Genomic DNA, 20,469 nt, shown 5'->3' on the forward strand with positions numbered 1-20,469 from the left:
ATCACATAGGAGGCAATCTAATGCCCAGTAAAGCTGATTTATCTGTCAAAGATTCTCAAGGAAGAAAGAATAAGAAACCGCGTAAATGGGTACGCAGAACCGGAGTATCGCTGCTGGCGGTAGTCCTTCTGGGAGTGGTTATTTTTATGCTCATCCCTTCCCCTGTCCAGCCTGCAAAATGGTTTGCACCTTCGGCCCCCTCATTTGAACAAGCGGGTCCATGGCAACAAAACAACAAACTCAGCTCCGCAGAGCTTGTTACAGATGCCCCTAAGTTTCCGGAATTTATCACCTTTGACAAGGTAGGAAATTTATATACGGGAGACTCCGACGGGAAAATTTATAAGGTTGCCTTTGATACTAAGGGCAATCCGCAAAAGGCCCAGCTATATGCAGATACCCAAGGAACGCCCAATGGACTTATGTTTGATGCAAGTGGAAATTTGATCGTTACGGATGTTAAGAAGGGGTTGCTGTCGGTAGATCCTTCCGGAAAAGTGACGGTGTTGGCCAATCAAGTCGACGGCACACCGATCTATTTGGCCAACGAGCTGGATATTGCCAAAGATGGTACCATTTATTTTTCTGACACCTCCAATTATGGCAGTGTAGTCTTCAAAGAAATCGCCGAGAACAAGCCACATGGACGTTTGCTGAAATATGATCCGGTGACCAAGCAGACGACAGTTCTGTTGGAAGGCCTTTATTTTGCGAACGGGGTTGCCTTGTCTGCGGACGAAGATTTTGTGCTTGTGGCAGAGTCGTATCACTACCAATTGACCCGATACTGGCTCAAAGGGCCGAAGAAGGGGACTTCGGATATTTTTGTGGATAATCTTGCCGGTTTTCCGGATAACATTACGCGTGATGATCAAGGCCATTTCTGGGTCGGTCTCTTCACAACACGTATTCCCTTTGTAGATCAGATGCATGGAAGCCCGTGGCTGGCTGGAATGATGGCCAAATTGCCACAATCGCTGCTCAGCGGTGCAAGCGCACCTGTGAAGCATGGGCTTGCTGTGGAGCTTAACCCGCAGGGTAAACTCATCGGAAGCTGGCATGATCCTGAAGGCTCGCTTTATGGGGTAACCACGGCTGTAAACCATGACGGATATTTATATATAGGTACAGCTCCTGGAGGCAGCCAGGGTGTTCATCGCGTGCTTTTAACCAAATAAGCTTGGGGAGGGTATAACATGATATTGGATGAGTTGAGATTATCCTGGAAAGCGAAGGAAAGCCTGGCCGGGAAAGTAGCTTTGGTAACAGGCGCAAGCAGCGGCATTGGGGCATCGATTGCAAAAAAACTGGCAAAGCGAGGCGCGTATGTAGCTGTATTGGCACGCCGTCAGGAACGATTAGATGAATTGGTTCGCGACTTGCACCAAGAGGAATTGTACGAGGTCATGGCAATACCTGCCGATATCCAAAAAGCTGAAGACGTACAGCAGGCGGTCCACGCCATTCTTGAACGCTGGGGACGGCTTGACATTATCGTTGCCAATGCGGGCTTCGGGTATCGAAGCCCACTGGCAGAAGTGGAACTGGAAAGGTGGGAGGAGCTTTACAAGACGAATGTGCACGGTCTTGTCCTGACACTGAAGTACGGACTTCAGCCAATGAGAGAACAGGCCAAGGGGGATGTTGTCATTGTCTCCTCTATTGCAGCGAAGGAAGTGGTTGCCGGAGGAGGACTATACAGCGCTACCAAGTACGGCGTTAGCGCTATAGCCTCTGCATTGCGTTTGGAGACCAGTACGCAAGGAATTCGTGTAACTGCGATTCACCCCGGGGCGGTGGCGACGGAATTTTCGCAGGTGGCCGGATATCCCGAGCAGGAAATTCGGGCGTTTGCTTCGAGCGTTTTGCCGCTGCATCCCGATGATGTCGCAGAAGCTGCCCTTTTTGCACTAGAGCAGCCGGAGCATGTCAATATTCCAGAGTTGACCATTATGCCTTCGAGGCAGGTCCAGCGGTTCAAATAGAGCGATATTTATTCTGACACAAACCGGGTAACCGGGTATGGTCATCGCCATGCCGGGTATGGCGGCGATGAGGACTACGTGCCTTCGTTTGACCAAACCTGCTCAAATGGGTGAGCATGAACCAAAAAGCGCGAGCTATAGGGGGAATAACCCTTGCACTCGCGCTTTTTTGTACTAATGACGAAGCGTGACTGTCCAATAAAATTTAAAACCAGCTTTGGGACAGCTCCATTTACTATAGAGCAGACCATATCCTGTGAAAATTTTGGCTCCACGTTCGCTTATCCAGTCATCGTGAGCATAGCTATAGTGTAATGACGTACAGACCTAGCGGCGTAGTTGCACTGCCGGCGACCATGAAGCTCAGATCATAGCTGGATCTGCCGGGAGGGACGCTGATATCAGCCAATCGGCATACCTTGGTATTATCTCGTAGCAGAGGAATACCATATACACGATCGTCCACACGTACAGATCCGGCGAACGCGCCCCCACGTGGATTGGCGTAGATTCGTACGATACGTACCTCGTCACTGTCATTAACGATGGGAATGGTCGCGTTGTATATGGTTCCGAATTGTCCGCGATTATCTAGCGCAGGCCCCAGCTCGCTGCGTGCCCCGGTAAATAGCAGATCGGCAGGAGTCTCGCCGTTCAGCTTTTTGGTGGCACACGCCCGATAGTTGGCGCTCTGCCCCACCACGTACTCTGGCATCCGCGCATTCGTTTCGGAAAAGGACCACACCCCTCGTGGATGCGCCTGGGGTGGAGGTACGGGAGGAAGCGCGTCCATATGAATCTGGCGTAGATCGGTCTGCGTATCCTTGCTGATCACGGTGCGAATCACATAATCCAGCGTACCATGGCCTTCAGCAAATTCTACTGTGAGGTCATAGATGAATCCGGCCAGCGATCCTTCGGGCAGCTCAAATTCCTCCAGCAGGGCGGTGCCTTTGCTGAATTTATGACGGTCTGCTGGCTTCAGACGTTCCATCGTACCCGCCAAACAGCTTTTGGCAATAGACTGCCCGACATCTATAATCCAGTTGCCATCCTCAGGCACAATCTTAAGGGCACGTTCAATATGACGTACTTCTAGTTTAGCAGCGCTTCTGTTCTCTACGGTGATGCCCAGTTTAACAGCGCTGCCGATTTTGTTATAATGCCAGCCGAAAATGCGATGTTTGACCGTTCGGGTTGTCGTGCGTACCACGTCATGCCACAGGGTGGCTTGCTCGGTAGGTACCGTCACATGGGTAAGCGTCTCTGGATTATCGCTAAGCATCAGGCGGCGGGTTCCCCCCTCATTGGCTGACTCCACATCCACATGGATATTGGGCGGGATCACAGCAGTTTCCACAATCAGATCCTTTGGCTCCTTGGGTCGATGGTTCATGTCAATTCCTCCTTTTATTCAAAAATGGCACCGCTTTGGGTACATGTATATGGGCAGTTCATAAATATAGGTAACGCCAGATACACTTTTACAACCTGTTTTGCAAAATATTTTTTTAAAATAAACCTCCGTAGGTTATAGCGGCTCTGCTGATGCATGGAAGCAAGCTTACAAGACTCTTGTTCCCCTTCACTAACGATTCGCAGACAGGTATTGCGTGTATGTTAAGAGCATAAGCTATTGGATGTACAGAGAAGCTACAGGAGGGAAACATGCCTAGAAAAATATGGTGGAAGGAAGCCGTTGTATATCAGATTTACCCGATCAGTTTTCAGGATTCTGACGGAGACGGTAAAGGGGACTTACGAGGTATTTTGTCCAGGCTGGATTATTTGTGTGAGCTGGGTATTGATGTAATCTGGATTTGTCCGGTATATAAATCGCCCAATCACGATAACGGATATGATATTAGTGATTATTATGCCATTATGGATGAGTTTGGAACAATGGAGGATTTTGACGAACTGCTTCACCAGGCGCATGAACGAGGCATCAAAATCATGATGGATTTGGTATTAAACCATACATCGGATGAGCATCCGTGGTTTACGGAGTCACGCTCGTCCAAGGATAATCCGAAGCGGGACTACTACATATGGCGAACAGGCAAAAATGGCGGATATCCGAACAACTGGGAATCGTATTTTTCCGGTTCAGTGTGGAAATATGACAAGCTTACAGACGAATATTACATGCATCTGTATTCCGAGCATCAGCCAGATCTGAACTGGGAAAATGAAGAGATGGTGGGCGAGCTCTACCGCATGGTGGAATGGTGGCTGAAAAAGGGAGTTGATGGCTTCCGTTTTGACGCCATTGCCCATATTGTCAAAGCCGAGGGGCTGCCGGATGCCGATAATCCTGACAAACGAACCTTGGTACGTGCCTATCAGCTCTTTTCTAATCTAGAACAGGTACATGTACTTCTACGGATGCTGAATGAAAATTTACTGGAGCGTTATCCCTTAATGACAGTTGGCGAAACGTCTGGTTTAGGACCGGAACAGGCGCTTGATTATGTGGGGGACCAGCGGCATGAGCTGAATATGGTTTTCCAGTTTGAACACATGTTTATTGATGCCCAAGGGCTGGGGACGGAAAAATGGAAATCCAAGCCGTGGACACTGGTGGAGCTGAAAAAAATAATGAGCAGCTGGCAGACAGTGCTTCATGAGGAAGGATGGAATGCCAATTATCTGAACAATCATGATCAGCCGCGGGCCCTCTCGCGATTTGCGAATGATGGACAATATCGTGTGGAGTCGGCCAAAATGCTGGCAACCTTCACGCATATGCTAGAGGGTACGCCTTATATTTATCAGGGTGAGGAAATTGGGATGACGAATATTGCATTCCCGTCCATTGATGATTATCGGGATGTGGAAACGTTGAATTATTATGAGCAACAACGGAAGATCGGTGAGTCTGAGGAACAGATTATGGCAGAGATCTGGCGGAAAAGTCGGGATAATGCGCGTACTCCCATGCAATGGAATGCTGGACCTTCAGCCGGATTTACCGATGGAGAGCCGTGGATGAAGATTAATGATAACTACACACACATTAATGCAGAGGCAGAAAGAAATAATCCAGACTCGATTTTCCACTATTATCGCAAGTTAATTGCTCTGCGTAAACAACATGAGGTCATAGTCTATGGCGAATACAAGCTGCTGTTGCCGCTGGATACGGAGCTGTATGTATTCACTCGTATGCTGGGAGAAGAGCGTTTGCTCGTCATTTTGAATTTCTTTGACCGTGATCCGGTGTACCACTGGCCCGAGGAGGACTTTCCTGTCGCTAAGGCGGAGCTGCTGCTGTCCAACTACAAGCCGGTTCAAGGGGAACAACTGCATGCCTTGAAGCTGCGCCCTTATGAAGCCAGGGTGTATAAGCTAACCATGCAATAGGCGTTGCTATCTTTAGAATGGTAAAAGGAAGGGAAGGTTCATAGAGAGACCTTCCCTTTCTTGGCGTTTGGCTAAGTGGTAACTGTTTCAGCCAACTCACGTATTTTGGCGATAATCCGGTCTTCTTGATGTTCCCCTTCGTTAGAGATCGATTCAGTCGCGAAGGCAGCCAGTTCAGGATGGTGATGAATCATGACGGCATGTTGTGCCTCCTTGAACATCGGAATATCATTCGCATCATTGCCGAAAGCGATAAATTGACGAGGCTGCACACCAATCTTCTGAAGCGCGTTCCATTTATGGATATTTTGCGGGCTGATGTCCAGCACTTATTCATTACGGTGTTGATGGATGACCACGCCGAGTGGCGAAAGCTTGGCGGCCAGCTCATCCATATCGTTATATCCATTACCTTCCTTGGTCGTAAACTAAAAAGCCCGATTCACACTGGCTACCATGGGCAGGTGTGGATCGGGCTGATAACGTATCGACTCATTAAATTCGATTACTATTTAGTGATAATGTTTCACCTTAAGGTCGTCTAGACTTTTAAACTCATACCCTTGCTTGCGAGCCTCGTCGATGATAGAACCAAGTGCCTCGGCATTGTCCTTGGATACGGAATGGAGCAGAATGACCGCACCAGGGTGAAGCTGACGAACGACTTGACGATAGGCATAGTCCGTTCCTTGCTGAATATTTGTGTCCCAGTCCTTGTAAGCCACAGACCAGAACACGCTCGTATATCCGGCTTCTCGACAGGAAGCCAATGCTTTTTCACTAAAAATGCCGCGAGGCGGCCGGACGTATTTCATTTCTTTTTGCCCGGTTAGCTCTGCCGATGCATTTCGTACCCGATCTAGCTCAGACCGGATCTCTGTCGAAGAAATGGTGCTCATATCAGGATGGCTCCATGAATGGTTTCCGATAATATGACCCTCACTGGCCATGCGTCGCATCAAATCAGGCTGGTCTTTTACAAAATGCCCCGTCACAAAAAAGGCGGCGGGAACCTTTTTGGCCTTCAATACATCCAGCACTTTGGGAGTATACCCATTCTCATAGCCGTTGTCGAAAGTGAGAAATAATTCTTTTTTAGTGGTATCCCCCAGAAAGATGCCACCTTGCCTTTCGATTAGTTGCATAAAGCCTTCTTGTGCGATGGAAGGCAGCTCCCCTCCCTTACTTTTTTTGAACCCAAAATGATAAGGCTGTCCGCCAACAGTCTGAGTAGCCCATGCGGGTTCTGCCGTAACTGTCAACATCCCTATAACTGCAACGCATAGCCACAAGGTAAATATTCGCTTCATCTATCTTCCTCCGCTTCCGTCCCGTTCGGGCAAGGTGTGTATGCTTCGGCATATTTCATACCATTTGCAATATCATGCTGATTTATGCAAGAACTGAACTAACCAAGACTCAAAACACATATTGACATGAATATTAAATCGAAGTAGTATACTTTATAAAACTCACTAGAATACTCGGATTTAATTCGATCGTTCATGCCAAAGAAAAGCAATCAGCTTAGAACATCTTACATACTTGTGAGAACGGAAGGAGTTAGGACTCATGATTGAACTTAGGAATGTATCCAAAACCTATGTGAGAAAAGGTCTAAGTATTGAAGCGTTAAAAAATATAAATATCAAAGTGGATAAAGGAGATATTTTCGGATTTATCGGATTCAGTGGCGCAGGGAAAAGTACGCTAATCCGTTTGGTCAATCGTCTGGAGAAGGTAACCAGCGGAGAGGTTCTTGTTGAGGGGGAACAGTTAAATACCTACTCGACCTCTGGGCTGCGGAAGGTAAGGAAGAAGATCGGAATGATCTTTCAGCATTTTAATCTGCTGGAATCGAAAACAGTGTTCGACAACATTGCAATTCCGTTGGTGCTGCTTAAGCGCAACAAACGAGAAATAGAGAGGCGTGTAAAAGAGCTTTTGGCGTTCATAGGATTGTCGGACAAGGCGAATAGCTATCCCAGCGAGCTTTCCGGCGGACAAAAGCAGCGTGTAGGGATTGCACGGGCGCTTGCGAGCAACCCGTCCATTTTGCTCTGTGATGAGGCAACCTCGGCACTTGATCCGCAGACCACACAGTCAATTCTCGACTTGCTTCGCAAAATCAATAAGGAATACAAGATCACTATTTTGATCATCACCCATGAGATGTCGGTGATTCAGCGGATTTGCAACAAGGTAGCCGTAATGGAAAAGGGGGAAATCATCGAGCAGGGCAATGTTCTGGAGGTATTCGGGCAGCCGCAGCACCCAACGACACAGAGCTTTGTACGCACGGTCATTCACGATACGGTACCCGAGAGTGTGCTGCAAACGTTCGAACAGCAAGAATCACAGCGAATATACAAGCTGGAATTTATAGGGCAGGTTGCTTCTGATCCGGTGGTTCATGAATTGATTCGGCAGCATGATATCCACGTGAACATTTTGTTTGCCAACATGACGGAGATTCAAGAAACGACGATTGGCTATATGACGATTCAACTGCGCGGTGGACAGCATGCCGTTCAGCAGGCTGTTGATTTTCTCAAGAGCAAAGGAGTCCATATTCAGGAGGTAGAGAGTCTATGATGATTACAGGAACTACGATCACCTGGGATCAACTGTGGGAAGCTTTGTATGAATCCGTGCTTATGGTCAGCATATCATTATTCATTGGCGCCCTGATCGGTATCCCTATCGGTATTTTACTCGTCATCACCCGTCCAGGCGGAATTCTGGAGAACAAATGGCTGCACAATATTTTGAATCCAATCATTAACATTGTTCGTTCCTTACCGTTTATTATCTTGCTGATTGCGATCATTCCGTTAACCCGTCTGATTGTGAATACATCCATTGGGACCAGCGCGGCAATTGTCCCCTTGATTATATATATTGCGCCATATATCGGAAGGCTGGTCGAAAACTCGCTGTTGGAGGTGAATCCGGGGATATTGGAGGCAGCAGATGCGATGGGGGCGACCCCGTTCCAGGTCATTCGATACTTTTTGCTTCCTGAGGCATTCAGTTCTCTGATTTTGTCGTTAACGACAGCAACCATTGGTCTGATTGGTGCTACTGCTATGGCTGGTGCGGTCGGCGGAGGCGGAATTGGCGATCTGGCGATCGCATATGGCTATCAACGTTTTGATACGCTGGTTATGCTGATTACCGTCATCATTCTAGTCTTATTTGTACAAGGTGTTCAGTCCTTGGGGAACCTATTGTCCCGTAAAGCACGCAGGGGTTAAATTAGATGTTTTTCTTTTTCACCTATTGTCTGTTCATAGCTTGTAATTTTATAATCCATGCGTTCCAACACATTTTCCATATCTTTCATTTTTACAATGAGCTGCTTGCGCTGCTCTATTAGGAGTTCTTTTCTAGCATTCATCGTTTCATCACCCTGTTGGAACAACCTAACATACTCAATCAAAATTTCAATGGGAAGTCCTACGCCTCGCATGCATTTAATATATTCAACCCATCTGCAATCTTCTTCCGTGTAATCCCTGATGCCACTTTTATTGCGGTTCACACGCGGAATAAGTCCGATGCGTTCATAATAGCGGAGTGTATCCTGAGATAGTTCAAATTTTTTGCTTACTTCTGCGATCAACATGCAGACTTCACCTCCTGATTTCTGATCAAGAAACGCCCTATGTAAATGGATAGGGCGTTCTTGTCGTTTCTTATTTCGAAACTATCATTTCATCCATATTTACTGAGCGCCAACAACCGGATGAGGAACATATGGCTCTTCCAGCAATGCGATTTCTTCAGGTGTTAACGTAATCGAAAGAGCAGCTACTGCATCTTCAAGATGAGACGTTTTCGTAGCACCGATAATCGGAGCTGTTACCGGTTCTTTCTGTAGCAACCAGGCAAGTGCGATTTGAACGCGAGGAACTCCACGTTTTTCTGCGATGGCCGCAACCTGCTCCACGATCAATCGATCGGTATCTGCAGTCGCATCGTATTTAGATTTCGCAACTTGATCGGTTTCGGAACGATGTGTTGTTTCCTGCGCATCACGCGTCAATCTTCCACCTGCAAGCGGGCTGTATGGAATCACACCGATTTTTTCTTCCTTACAAAGCGGCAGCATCTCTCTCTCCTCTTCACGATATAAGAGATTTAAATGATTCTGCATTGATACAAATCGGGTCCATCCATTCTTTTCAGCGACATGTAACGCCTTTAGAAACTGCCATGCGTACATAGCAGAAGCACCAATATATCTTGCCTTCCCGGCCTTCACAACATCATGTAATGCTTCCATCGTCTCTTCAATAGGGGTATTGTAATCCCAGCGATGGATTTGGTACAGATCCACATAATCTGTCCCCAGGCGCTTAAGGCTCTTATCTATTTCACTCATGATAGCCTTTCGGGAAAGCCCCGCACCATTCGGGCCTTGATGCATACGGAAATGAACCTTTGTCGCGAGGACAATTTCATCTCGATTCGCATAATCCATTAAAGCCCGTCCAACAATTTCTTCGCTAGTTCCATCTGAATATACATTCGCGGTATCAAAAAAATTAATACCTAGCTCCAGGGCATTTTTTATAATGGGACGACTGCGCTCTTCATCTAGTATCCATGGGTGAATCCACCGTTCTGCAACCCCAAAGCCCATACACCCAAGACAAAGCCGGGATACATCCAAGCCGGTATTTCCAAGTTTCACATAGTCCATTTGATTATACCTCGCTTTCCTAGATATTGTTTTCTTCAAATGTAGTCTACTCCAGCTACTTACACCGGATATTATTACATTTGGAGTTCACTCCAAGTCAAGCAATTTTGCTCCAGAATGATTCGTATAGGTCTAATTGTTCAGAATCGGTTCAGTGGGGTTTCGTATACTTCTCTTAGCATAGTTCCTTGGTTGCATAAATCGTAGAACTAAACATGACTAAAGCCTTTGATATAACAGGATATATGCCAATAAATAGTGTCTAGGAGTGGAAATGTTGAAACTTGTAAATCGGAATAAATGGATTGCATCTGCGATGGTATTGGGTATTGCTTCAGGTTCAATCGTATCTCTGCCTTGGGTAGGCGGCGTCCAGACTGCTTATGCAGCGACAGCAGATACGCAAAGCGAAACTGGATTTGTAACACAAGCTCGCACCTTGGGTTTGATGACAGGCGGTAATCAGGGCGATTTTATGGCACAAAAAAATTTGACCCGTGCAGAAGCGGCTAAAATTTTGTGCAGTCTGTTCCAGTTGGAAATTAACAACCAGTCGCAGACTTCTTTTATGGATGTATCGTCCGATGCATGGGGCGCTCCCTATATTGAGGCTGTACGTGCAGCCGGGTATATGACAGGTAACGGGGAACTGTTCCGTCCGGGGGATGCCATTACCAAGGAAGAACTGATCGTATCGCTAGTACGTGCAATGGACTTACAGGATGCCGGCACAGCGAATGCACAGCAAAATGCAGTTCAAGTTGCCCGCTCTTATGGTCTGTTATCAGAGGATGCTTCTACAACGGATTTGAAAAATCCATTGAACCGGGAGAGTGGTGCGGAAGTATTCGTCAGCCTGCTGGATCATCCGGTAGGAGAAGTGAAATCAGAGGGCAATACTGTTCGAATCGGAAATATCCCGTATCAGTTGGAAGGATCTTTGCAAGGTTTGTTTGGTGAAAATAACAAAGCTGTACTAAAAGGGGCAAAATTCGACCTTAACCGTAATTTGCGTACACTGACAGGTGTGAATAAGCTGGAAATTAACGCAGACGGTGGCGTTTTTGACGGCAAGGGCGTGTCTTTTGAGGGGCGCCTGATCGTTAATGGCTCGGTAACCTTGAAGAACATGTCCTCTACAGGGGTATTGGAAATCAAAGGCTCAGGGACCCAGCCTGTATCGGCCATTTTGGAAAATACGGCATGGTCTGGTGTGGAGCTGGGCTCTAAGGATGCAAAGCTGACAGCAACCGGGACGACGAAGATCGACAACCTGACGCTGAAAAATGATGCATCGATCGTGACCGAGGGAAATGCCGCGATTAGCCGCGTTTCGTTGCAACAGGGACTGGGCAAGCTGTTGGTTAGCGGCAGTATTGGTTTGCTGGATGCATCACAATATGTGGGCGTTCCTTTTATTACGCTGGCTAAGGGAGCTACAATCAACCAGCTTAACCTGCCGGAACAAAAACAGCCGCAGGATGTTATCATTAACTATGATGCGATGAAAGAAGCTGTTAGTCTCGTGAATGGCACGACGAACTCGTCCTCTGCTGGATCAGTTGTCACGGAAACAGAGAGCAAAGATAAGAAAAAACACAACAGTGATATTGTCAACGTAGACCGCAGTCAGCTGGAGGCAGAAGTCCATGCAGCCAAAGATCTGCTGGATCGTGCAGGTGAGGGTGGACCGGATCAGGCACTCTACCCGGCTACGGCGAAGGAAAGCCTGTCGGCAGCAATCCATCAGGCTACGCTGGTACTCAACAATACTACAGCTACACAGGCAGAGGTAGATCAAGCGCTCAGCACATTGAAACAGGATGTTTCTGTGTACACAGATTCAGCCACAGAACCGGCGATTGGAACACAGGAATTAGTTAGACTGATTCAGGTAGCTTCGACTACGCTTGAGCAAAATCGAATGGTTAGCGACGAATTCCCGCCTCTTTGGGATGAATCACTAAGTCAAGCTATTCAATTTGGCAATAATGTGTTGGAAGGGAATGCGCCTCAAAATATTGTGGATCGGGAAGTAGTAAGCCTGCGTCGAGTAATTAAAGTATACGAAGCATCGGTAAGACTCAGAGATGCCTATCTGCATTTTCTCGATGTAACGGATCATGTGGAGAATTTGAAAACAGACAAAGCGCGTTACAAGTCCGTAGTGAGGGAAGGATCAAACGTATATCTGAATCCATTATCTACAACGGAGCAGTTGGACGAATGGACACAAAAAATAGAAGGTACCACAGAATCATTCTTGGCACTGCAAGCAGCGGACTTCTCAGTGCTTAAAAATACTTTACAAGAAGCGCAGGTTATCTACGATCAGAGTGGCTCTCAAAATGCCGAACTGGGCAACCTCATTCAGGAATATACAGAGAAGATGCACACCGCTATGACGCAACTGGATGTATTGAACTTGAACATGGAGCTGAGTCAAAGGCTTGCGGAATTCACTGCACCAGTGCCTGCTACAACTCGGGAAAAACTGCAACAGCTGGTTCATGACGTTCATCTAAAACTGCTGTCTGACCCTATCGCTCGTAATTATTTGAATACGGAAATGCTCCCTTTAGAGCAACTAGCAGAACAAGCCAACTTTGCACTCATGATGCCGTTTACTCCTGAGGAGCAATTGGTGATCTCTTATAATCAATTAAGTCAGGCTAAAGGGAACTATATTGAAAAATATAACGAGAAAAGACTACAATTAAGACACGAAATCATTGAAATGCAGGCATCGATCAATGGAATTTTGGTGCAAAATTCAGGCTCATTAAGCGCTGAAGCCCAGCAAGCCTTGTCTTCTGCTTCAGAGCATGCCTCCATCTTCTTAGGTTTGCCTAGCTTTGAATTGCAAGACGTGGTTCCTGTATACGAGGAGTTGCAACAGGTACAGAGCCAGTATGCTGCACCAATAGCAGTGGATACCATGTTCTTAAATTTCAACATAAGTATAGCTAATAATGAAGTTCAGACGTTCGGCCGTCATTATACCCAACAAGATAACGAAGAACTTCAAGGGCAAATTAATCAGGCAAGCCTTGTGCTTAATACTCCGGATATTACACAGCTTCAGGTAGATCAGGCTAACACAGATTTGATTACAGCACTTTCGAACTACCAATCCAAATGGATCGTAACTGATCTTGATATCAATGAGCTCAAGAACATTGCGAACAATCTGCTTACAGTAAATGGTACAGATCCTACGACGGTCTACTTTCACAGAGTAGTGGATGCATACAATCGTCTGGACCAGTATTATCCTATGCCGGAAATCAAGAAAAATTATATGAATCTGGAAGATGCGATTCAGGAGTATAAAGATTTTATAGCCAGCCAGCAACAAAGCAGCGGAACAGGAAGCAGTGACAGCAGCGGTGGAGCAACACCACCAAGCGATAGCAGCGGAACAGGAAGCGGCGACAGCAGCGGAGGAGCAACGCCGCCAAGCGATAGCAGCGGAACAGGAAGCGGCGACAGCAGCGGTGGAGCAACACCACCGAGCGATAGCAGCGGAATAGGAAGCGGCGACAGCAGCGGTGGAGCAACACCACCAAGCGACAACAGCGGAACAGGAAGCAGCGATAGCAGCGGTGGAGCAACGCCGCCAAGCGACAACAGCGGAACAGGAAGCGGCGACAGCAGTGGAGGAGTAATACCACCAAGCGATAGCAGCGGAGACGATTCAGGCTCGATTCCTGGCGGTGGCAATGATGAAGGCATGATTCCTTAATAAGGGAAATGCAGGGAGTACAAGGGTGTATAAAAGGGGACGATTCCGCACAGATTTTTGTCTGCGGCGGGCGTCCCTTTTTGCATGGGCAGCGCTTCTAATACAGCTGGTTAGAATAACCGATACTAAAAGATAGACGATATTGAAAAGAGCGGGGGATTTATGAAAAAACAGGGGGTTTTATTTTTTATTATACTTCTGCTTGCGGTTGCGTTGCCGGTGTATCCGTTAGTGTCAGGTGTTTTATCTGGAAACAGTCATTGGAAAGCACACAACGGTGTTATTGATTTGCGTAATTGGGACCCTGAAAAGGAAGGCCCTATACAGCTGGGAGGGGAGTGGAAATTTTACCCCAATCAGCTTGTGCAACCTTCATCCTTTCATGAAATGCAACAAGATAAGGATTGGGAAAATCATCAGAGTTCTTCAGAGTTGAGGCTGGAAACGAGTTCTTCTGCCAAGATTGTGGATGTGCCTGGTAAATGGAATCAGTGGATGCCTAAGGGACAGGCGACCGGATATGGAACCTATCATATCCGTGTGCTGTTGCCTGAAAAAGCGGAAAATCTGTACGGCATCTATATGCAAAACATTCGCAGCGCCAGTCAAGTATGGATTGACGGAGAAAACGTGGGAGCAAGTGGTATTCCCTCTGTTTCTGCCGACAAGGGCAAGCAGGGCAATGTTCCCTATGTTGGATTTGCAGAGATAGATGGACATTCGGCTGATATTACCGTGCATGTGGCTAATTATAGCTACTCCTCCGGTGGAATCATTTATCCACTGTTATTTGGGGATTACGAGAGTATTACGCATAGCCGGGAAGTTGCAATGGCAGAGGACACCATACTGATAGCAGGATTTTTTATTCCTACCGTATTTTTTATCATGCTATACCTTTTACGTAAAAAGGAGAAGGCATTGCTTTACTTAGGATGCTTTTGTATCGCGGCTTTATTTTATATTCTGACACATGGAGAAAAGCTGCTGGCTTGGGGAATACCGGACTTACCTTATGAATGGATACTGAAAATACAGTCGTTCTCGTCAACCCTGTTCTACTATTTTCTGATCCACTATGTTCATCTTTCGACGCAGATTGTTATGAATCGGCTCGTGCTGCGCCTCTATAATATTACAACCGCACTGATGCTGGGTATGGGGCTATTTCTGCCTACATTGGTACTCTCATCCTTTGAAGCATTTATTCTTCTTTTTGGTGTAGTCAGTGTGGGATATGTATTACTGATCTTGATTCGTGGGCTTCTTCAACGGACGGATGACGCTGCACTGCTAGTCATTAGTATTATGAGCATTCTTATGATTGTAGTGACTAGTTTTGTGTATATTCTGGGCTGGGGAGATGTGCGTGGAGTGACAGCCTATGAAATGCTCATATTCGTATTGGCTCAAACGCTCCTGCTGGCCAAACGTTTTGTACATTCGTTTAGGGAGGTTGAGAACCTGTCACGACGGTTGCTAACACTGGATGGGTTAAAAGATGAATTTCTGGCAAATACGTCACATGAACTGCGCACTCCTCTGCATGGAGTAATTAATATTGCTCAATCCATGCTAGACCGCTATGGGACACAATTCAATGAGCCGCAAAAGCACAACTTGGCCTTGATTGCGAATATAGGACGCAGACTTTCGTATTTAATTAACGATATTCTGGATTTTTCTAATTTGAAAAATGGCAGATTAGCCTTAAATCGTCGGCCTGTCAATGTACAGGCAGCTGTGAAGTCCGTGCTGGAGGTATTGGGTCATACAGTGGGTAAGAAAAAAATTCAATTTGTCAAAGAATTGCCCAATTCGTTGCCCAAGGTAGATGCGGATGAGGATCGGCTGATTCAGATTTTGTACAATTTGTTGGGGAATGCGGTGAAATTTACGGAGGAAGGCGAAATCGTTATCTCTGCCAAAGCGGGGAACCGTGAAATGGAAATCAGTGTGAAGGATACCGGGTCCGGTATTGCCCAGGAGCATCTTTCGCATATATTTGAACCTTTTAACCGTGGGGCGAATGCTGAGGATGAAGGATACAGTGGAACAGGGCTTGGATTAGGCATAGTCCGTCGTCTGGTGGAGCTGCATGGTGGTCATATCCGGGTAGAATCTAGATTGGGCAAGGGTTCGACCTTTTATTTTACACTGCCCTTAGCGCAGACTGGAACGTTGGCACATGAAGCTCAAAAAGATGTTTCGTCTGCGGTGATATTGCAGCCTGGTGTGACGTCGGGTCGGAATGTGATTCCGCATGAAGAGGATGCACTGGGGCAAGTTCAGACTGTTCCTTACAAAGTGCTGGCTGTAGATGATGATGCGGTTAATCTTCGGGTGCTGGAGGAGCTATTATATACCACAGGTTGTAGCGTGGTGGCGGTGGATCATGCCGAGGAGGCACTTCACATGCTGAATGGCCGTTCCCGATTTGACCTAGTCATTACGGATTGGATGATGCCGGAAATGTCCGGTATTGAGCTGTGCCGACGGATACGTGAACGGTATTCCCTGTCCGAGCTACCGGTGTTGCTGCTGACGGCACGCGACCTGCCCGGGGATATCCGCGCAGGTTTTATGGCGGGAGCTAATGATTTTCTACGTAAGCCTGTTGATGCTGGGGAATTAAAGGCGCGTGTGCGCACGCTGTTGAACATGCGTCATTCTGCGGAGGAAGCGGTGCGTTCGGAAATGGCCTTTTTACAGGCACAAATCAAGCCGCATTTTCTGTACAATGCCTTGAATGTCATTGTTTCGACTGTAGCCGTAGACCCGGACAAAGCAGCGGAGCTACTCATGGAGCTGAGTCAGTATTTGCGGGGCAGTTTTGATTTTCAGAACAGGGAGAATACGGTGCCATTATCCAAGGAGTTGGAATTGGTAGAATCGTATGTGGCACTGGAAAAAGCACGATTTGAAGAACGTTTGCAGGTGACCGTAGAGGTAGGAAGGAACATCCGGTCGCTCATCCCGCCATTAAGCATTCAGCCCATCGTGGAAAATGCGATACGGCATGGTGTGATGCAACGGGCAACAGGTGGAACCGTGCGAGTGGTTGTGCAGGAGGATGGAACCGATTTTGTGGTCAGCGTGACCGATGACGGCGTAGGGATTCCGTCCGAGCGACTGGAACAGCTGCTGTCGGAGGATCATGTATCTTCCAGCGTGGGACTGCGTAATATCCATCGCCGTCTTATCCATATGTATGGAGAAGGATTGCGAATTGAAAGTAATCCTATGCAAGGGACGACGGTAAGCTTCCGTGTGCCGGAAACGATCTCGCCCCGGAATACCGATGAATAAAAAAAGTACAGTACATTTGTCGGAAAAGCTAAAGTCACACCCGCAATGATACGATATATAAAATATAAGAAATTAAAAATCGTATGGATAAAGCAGATAGCATGTAAATAGAACATCATGATAAATGGTTGCAGCAGGAAGGGAGTACGGACACAAATGAAGGCGATTTTGATTGATGATGAGAGGTCGGCATTAACCTACTTGGAACGGTTGCTGGAGGCGGACGGACGGTTAACGGTAATGGGCAAATATACGTCTGCACAAGCGGGGCTGGATCATCTGGCGGCAGAACGTGCGGATATTGTTTTTATAGATATCGGAATGCCAGAGATGAATGGTCTGGAGGCCGCCGAGTGGATTCAACAGCTAGATTCTCATATTCATATCGTCTTTGTGACCGCGTACTCGGAATATGCTATTGAAGCGTTCGAGCTGCAAGCACTGGATTACTTGTTAAAGCCCGTTCATGCCCGGCGGCTATCCAAAACGTTAGATCGGATTGCAGCCACGCTGGCTGATCCCCGTTCTTCTAGTTTGGGAGCTTCAGCAGAGCAATCCCCCAAGGTACGTTGTTTTCAAAAACTTGAAATTTTGGAGGATGGACAGGAAGCCGTAGGTGCGAAACCATTCAAATGGCGCACATTAAAGTCACAGGAGCTATTTTCCTTCTTATTACACCATGAAGGGGAATGGGTGAGCAAAGAACAATTGCTGGATGCGCTGTGGCCTGAATATCATTTGGACAAGGCTGTTGTTCACCTGCACACATCCATTTACCAAATCCGCAAGGCGTTGAAAGAACGGATGCAAGATACGAAGCTGGAATATAATCTGGATCGCTACCGCTTGAACCGCAATGGCTGGATTACAGATGTGGAGCTATTCGAGCGGGGAATATCCGAATGGGCTGCATCCGGTAGCGGCGGTAAGCCGCGTATTGAGAGCCTGTTGGCACTATACCGTGGCAACTATCTGGAGGAGCACGATTACCCGTGGGCATATGCAAAAAGGGAGAAGCTGCGCAATATGTATCTGGCATGTTCTTCTGAGCTGGCGAGAGAAGAGCTTCGCTCAGGTCGTACCCGGCAGTCTGTTCAGCGCTTACTCAGCCTACAGCAACGGGAGCCGTACTCAGACGATATCTGCAGTCTGCTGCTGACCGCCTATGCCCAACTGGGAGATTACACCGCTGCTCAAAAGCATTATGAAAGCTTCGTCGGAATACTAGAAGATGAGTTGGGTATTGAGCCGCAGCAGGTGACGCACCAGTTGTACGTACAATTAAAAACACAGACGCTACCCGCGTAAACTGCTGTACTGGCTGTCTTCTTCAGCTCAGACAGGACAAGGCGGTAACCCCATTTCGATCGATGTTTCGGATGTTGGGGTAGTAAGAACAGATGTTAAAAACAAATAATCGACAATAGAAGCTCATTTTCAAACGTAAAAAGACCACCGGGAACAAGTTAACTATCTTGTTCCTGGTGGTTTCGCTTTTTTGCCGTTATTCGGCAGGTACTTTCATCAACATCCGCCTATATAGACGGATGCCTTGCTTCCCGTCTTGACATCGTCCTCTTAAGCAGGTTTTACTGACCGAGCAGGCGCTGCCTTCAGTACAGCGTATCCGTAGGGTGGAAGCTTGGCAAGCAGCCCCTTCTCTCTAACGGACCACTGGCTTTCACCAAAGGCTAATTGCCATTCCTGCTCAGGAATGTCCAGTTCAAAAACGTGATCCTCATCGGAACGGTTGAGCAGCACGAGCAGTACTTCTTCCTCGCTGCGGCGCTCGTAGGCAAGCGAGGTGCCCTCTGGCTGTGCCTCCAAAAAGGTGATGCTCCCCTGATCACGGAGGACCGGGTGCCCCTTACGAAGCGCAATCAGCTTGCGGTAAAAGTCGAACAACTCGCGGTCCTGTTTGTCGGTGTCCCACTCCATACACTTGCGGCAGCCTGGATCGGCATCTCCATCCAGGCCGATCTCATCGCCGTAATAGATGCAGGGTGCGCCCATGTACGTAAACTGGAACAGGGCGGCCAGTCGCATCAGCCGCTTGTCATCCCCACACAGTGTCAGCAGGCGCGGTGTGTCGTGGCTATCCAGCAGATTGAAGGCAACCTCGGATGCTTGCTGTGGATAGCGGGCCAGCTGTCGTCCGATGGCGAAGGCAAAGCTTTGAGCATCGGTCACTTTTTTGACGAAAAAATCATTTACCGCGTAGGTGAACGGATAATTCATCGTTGCATCGAATTGATCCCCCTGAAGCCATTCAGATGATTCATTCCACATTTCACCCAAAATGTACGCATCTGGATTGGCCTGCTTGACCGTAGTGCGGAATTCCCGCCAAAAGGCGTGATCCACCTCGTCTGCCACATCCAACCGCCAACCATCGATGCCGATTTCTTCGATCCAATGCTTTGCTACATCCAGCAGGTACTTTTTTACCTCAGGATGTTCGGTGTTCAGCTTGGGCATCATCGGTTCCAGCCCGAATGTATCGTACGTCGGTATGCCATCCACCACTTCCAGGGGAAAGCTATGTACATGGAACCAGTCCTTGTAAGGCGAGGCTTCGCCTTTTTCTTGCACGTCAACGAACGGTTTAAACGTACGCCCTGAATGGTTGAACACCGCATCAAGCAGCACCCGAATTCCTCGGTCGTGGCAGGCATCGACCAGTTTTTTTAATGTCTTTTTGTCCCCAAAATGCGGGTCCACCTCCATATAATCCTCTGTATCATATTTATGATTGGTCGTCGCCTTGAACACAGGAGTCATATATATGGCGTTAATCCCTAGCGCGTTCAGGTGATCCAGGTGATCCAGAATCCCCTGAAGATCACCACCAAAAAAATTGTCTCTTTGTGGTGTTCCCCCCCATGTCTCTGCACCTTCTGGGCTGATAGAGGGGTCACCGTTCGCAAAACGTTCCGGGAAAATCTGATAAAATACAGCATCCTTCACCCATGCAGGTGGCTTTAGAATATCAATCGGGTTCAAAAACGGATACTGGAACAGTTTATCTGCATTTTGGGGTTCCTGGGTGGTGAAGTCGTCCTCGTTCATCCAAATACGTTCCTCACCGTCTTCTAGCAAAAATCCATATTTCAGTCGACGGTGAGTAGGTTTTATGCTGCATTCATAATAATCAAACCTGCCATCGGTAGCGAATTTGGACATCGGGACAAGCTGTCGGGTACGGTCCCAATCGTATTTATCTCCGGTGAGAGCATGAACGGTATTCAGGTCATTTTTCTTCGCACGTAGCCGTAGAAATATCGTTTCATCATTATAACCAAAAGCCCAATTTCGTTTCGGGTGATGGTATATCGCTTCTAGCAGCATCGAGTAGT

At 47.4% G+C, this 20,469-nt stretch carries 14 protein-coding genes; 8 read left to right on the plus strand and 6 right to left on the minus strand.

Translation table 11 applies throughout. The features are described 5' to 3' along the window. Window positions 1–20: 20 nt before the first annotated feature. Window positions 21–1,178, plus strand: coding sequence for an SMP-30/gluconolactonase/LRE family protein (locus tag ACYCSE_RS11380; protein WP_459702274.1), 1,158 nt, complete (start codon window positions 21–23; stop codon window positions 1,176–1,178). Window positions 1,179–1,196: 18 nt separating this feature from the next. Then, window positions 1,197–1,985 carry an SDR family oxidoreductase gene (locus ACYCSE_RS11385; protein WP_069290926.1) on the plus strand — a complete coding sequence of 263 codons (789 nt, stop codon included), beginning with the start codon at window positions 1,197–1,199 and terminating at the stop codon, window positions 1,983–1,985. Between the two features lie 304 nt (window positions 1,986–2,289). Here ACYCSE_RS11385 and ACYCSE_RS11390 read toward each other — a convergent pair whose 3' ends face one another. Beyond that, window positions 2,290–3,381 carry a hypothetical protein gene (locus ACYCSE_RS11390; protein ID WP_250259673.1) on the minus strand — a complete coding sequence of 364 codons (1,092 nt, stop codon included), beginning with the start codon at window positions 3,379–3,381 and terminating at the stop codon, window positions 2,290–2,292. Window positions 3,382–3,653: 272 nt separating this feature from the next. Between ACYCSE_RS11390 and ACYCSE_RS11395 the strand changes: the two genes are divergently transcribed. Further along, the gene (locus ACYCSE_RS11395) at window positions 3,654–5,351 is read left to right on the plus strand and encodes a glycoside hydrolase family 13 protein (RefSeq protein ID WP_459702276.1); all 1,698 of its coding nucleotides are present in this window, start codon (window positions 3,654–3,656) and stop codon (window positions 5,349–5,351) included. Between the two features lie 71 nt (window positions 5,352–5,422). Here the strand turns inward: ACYCSE_RS11395 and ACYCSE_RS11400 are convergent, their stop codons facing one another. Together ACYCSE_RS11400 and pdaA are read right to left on the minus strand one after the other, a co-directional pair. Then, the gene (locus tag ACYCSE_RS11400; protein WP_452566053.1) at window positions 5,423–5,680 is read right to left on the minus strand and encodes an HAD family hydrolase; all 258 of its coding nucleotides are present in this window, start codon (window positions 5,678–5,680) and stop codon (window positions 5,423–5,425) included. A 183-nt stretch (window positions 5,681–5,863) separates the two neighbouring features. Continuing rightward, window positions 5,864–6,661, minus strand: a complete 798-nt coding sequence (gene pdaA, locus ACYCSE_RS11405; RefSeq protein ID WP_459702277.1) for a delta-lactam-biosynthetic de-N-acetylase — start codon at window positions 6,659–6,661, stop codon at window positions 5,864–5,866. A 262-nt stretch (window positions 6,662–6,923) separates the two neighbouring features. Here pdaA and ACYCSE_RS11410 point away from each other — a divergent pair, with 262 nt between their 5' ends. Together ACYCSE_RS11410 and ACYCSE_RS11415 are read left to right on the plus strand one after the other, a co-directional pair. Further along, on the plus strand, window positions 6,924–7,946 hold the full coding sequence (locus ACYCSE_RS11410; protein ID WP_061831142.1) for a methionine ABC transporter ATP-binding protein: 1,023 nt from the start codon (window positions 6,924–6,926) through the stop codon (window positions 7,944–7,946). Beyond that, window positions 7,943–8,608, plus strand: a complete 666-nt coding sequence (locus tag ACYCSE_RS11415) for a methionine ABC transporter permease (RefSeq protein WP_459702278.1) — start codon at window positions 7,943–7,945, stop codon at window positions 8,606–8,608. The genes ACYCSE_RS11410 and ACYCSE_RS11415 overlap by 4 nt, the downstream gene beginning before the upstream one ends. On the opposite strand, the gene ACYCSE_RS11420 is transcribed toward ACYCSE_RS11415, so the two are convergent. Beyond that, window positions 8,605–8,979: a MerR family transcriptional regulator gene (locus ACYCSE_RS11420; RefSeq protein WP_459702279.1), complete on the minus strand. Its 375-nt coding sequence runs from the start codon at window positions 8,977–8,979 to the stop codon at window positions 8,605–8,607. The genes ACYCSE_RS11415 and ACYCSE_RS11420 overlap by 4 nt on opposite strands. Before the next feature lie 99 nt (window positions 8,980–9,078). Further along, window positions 9,079–10,059, minus strand: a complete 981-nt coding sequence (locus tag ACYCSE_RS11425) for an aldo/keto reductase (protein WP_459702280.1) — start codon at window positions 10,057–10,059, stop codon at window positions 9,079–9,081. 274 nt (window positions 10,060–10,333) lie between these two features. On the opposite strand from ACYCSE_RS11425, the gene ACYCSE_RS11430 reads away from it, so the two are divergent. From ACYCSE_RS11430 to ACYCSE_RS11440, 3 genes are all read left to right on the plus strand, one after another. Next, window positions 10,334–13,804: an S-layer homology domain-containing protein gene (locus ACYCSE_RS11430; RefSeq protein ID WP_459702281.1), complete on the plus strand. Its 3,471-nt coding sequence runs from the start codon at window positions 10,334–10,336 to the stop codon at window positions 13,802–13,804. 162 nt (window positions 13,805–13,966) lie between these two features. After that, window positions 13,967–17,113, plus strand: coding sequence for an ATP-binding protein (locus tag ACYCSE_RS11435; protein ID WP_459702282.1), 3,147 nt, complete (start codon window positions 13,967–13,969; stop codon window positions 17,111–17,113). Window positions 17,114–17,269: 156 nt separating this feature from the next. After that, a complete protein-coding gene (locus tag ACYCSE_RS11440; RefSeq protein WP_459702283.1) occupies window positions 17,270–18,421 on the plus strand; it encodes a response regulator in 1,152 nt (383 codons plus the stop codon). A gap of 270 nt (window positions 18,422–18,691) precedes the next feature. On the opposite strand, the gene ACYCSE_RS11445 is transcribed toward ACYCSE_RS11440, so the two are convergent. Next, complete coding sequence (locus ACYCSE_RS11445) at window positions 18,692–20,461, minus strand: alpha-glycosidase (RefSeq protein WP_459702284.1); 1,770 nt, start codon at window positions 20,459–20,461, stop codon at window positions 18,692–18,694. Window positions 20,462–20,469 lie beyond the last annotated feature (8 nt).

Source organism: Paenibacillus sp. SEL1 (assembly GCF_054602535.1).

What these genes read in the sequence shown, in the direction of transcription:
- ACYCSE_RS11380 (WP_459702274.1), top strand. Translation starts at nt 21, where the DNA reads ATGCCCAGTAAAGCTGATTTATCTGTCAAAGATTCTCAAGGAAGAAAG.
- ACYCSE_RS11410 (WP_061831142.1), top strand. Translation starts at nt 6,924, where the DNA reads ATGATTGAACTTAGGAATGTATCCAAAACCTATGTGAGAAAAGGTCTA.
- ACYCSE_RS11435 (WP_459702282.1), top strand. Translation starts at nt 13,967, where the DNA reads ATGAAAAAACAGGGGGTTTTATTTTTTATTATACTTCTGCTTGCGGTT.
- ACYCSE_RS11445 (WP_459702284.1), bottom strand. Translation starts at nt 20,461, where the DNA reads ATGCTGCTAGAAGCGATATACCATCACCCGAAACGAAATTGGGCTTTT.
- ACYCSE_RS11395 (WP_459702276.1), top strand. Translation starts at nt 3,654, where the DNA reads ATGCCTAGAAAAATATGGTGGAAGGAAGCCGTTGTATATCAGATTTAC.
- pdaA (WP_459702277.1), bottom strand. Translation starts at nt 6,661, where the DNA reads ATGAAGCGAATATTTACCTTGTGGCTATGCGTTGCAGTTATAGGGATG.
- ACYCSE_RS11415 (WP_459702278.1), top strand. Translation starts at nt 7,943, where the DNA reads ATGATGATTACAGGAACTACGATCACCTGGGATCAACTGTGGGAAGCT.
- ACYCSE_RS11385 (WP_069290926.1), top strand. Translation starts at nt 1,197, where the DNA reads ATGATATTGGATGAGTTGAGATTATCCTGGAAAGCGAAGGAAAGCCTG.
- ACYCSE_RS11430 (WP_459702281.1), top strand. Translation starts at nt 10,334, where the DNA reads ATGTTGAAACTTGTAAATCGGAATAAATGGATTGCATCTGCGATGGTA.
- ACYCSE_RS11425 (WP_459702280.1), bottom strand. Translation starts at nt 10,059, where the DNA reads ATGGACTATGTGAAACTTGGAAATACCGGCTTGGATGTATCCCGGCTT.
- ACYCSE_RS11390 (WP_250259673.1), bottom strand. Translation starts at nt 3,381, where the DNA reads ATGAACCATCGACCCAAGGAGCCAAAGGATCTGATTGTGGAAACTGCT.
- ACYCSE_RS11440 (WP_459702283.1), top strand. Translation starts at nt 17,270, where the DNA reads ATGAAGGCGATTTTGATTGATGATGAGAGGTCGGCATTAACCTACTTG.
- ACYCSE_RS11420 (WP_459702279.1), bottom strand. Translation starts at nt 8,979, where the DNA reads ATGTTGATCGCAGAAGTAAGCAAAAAATTTGAACTATCTCAGGATACA.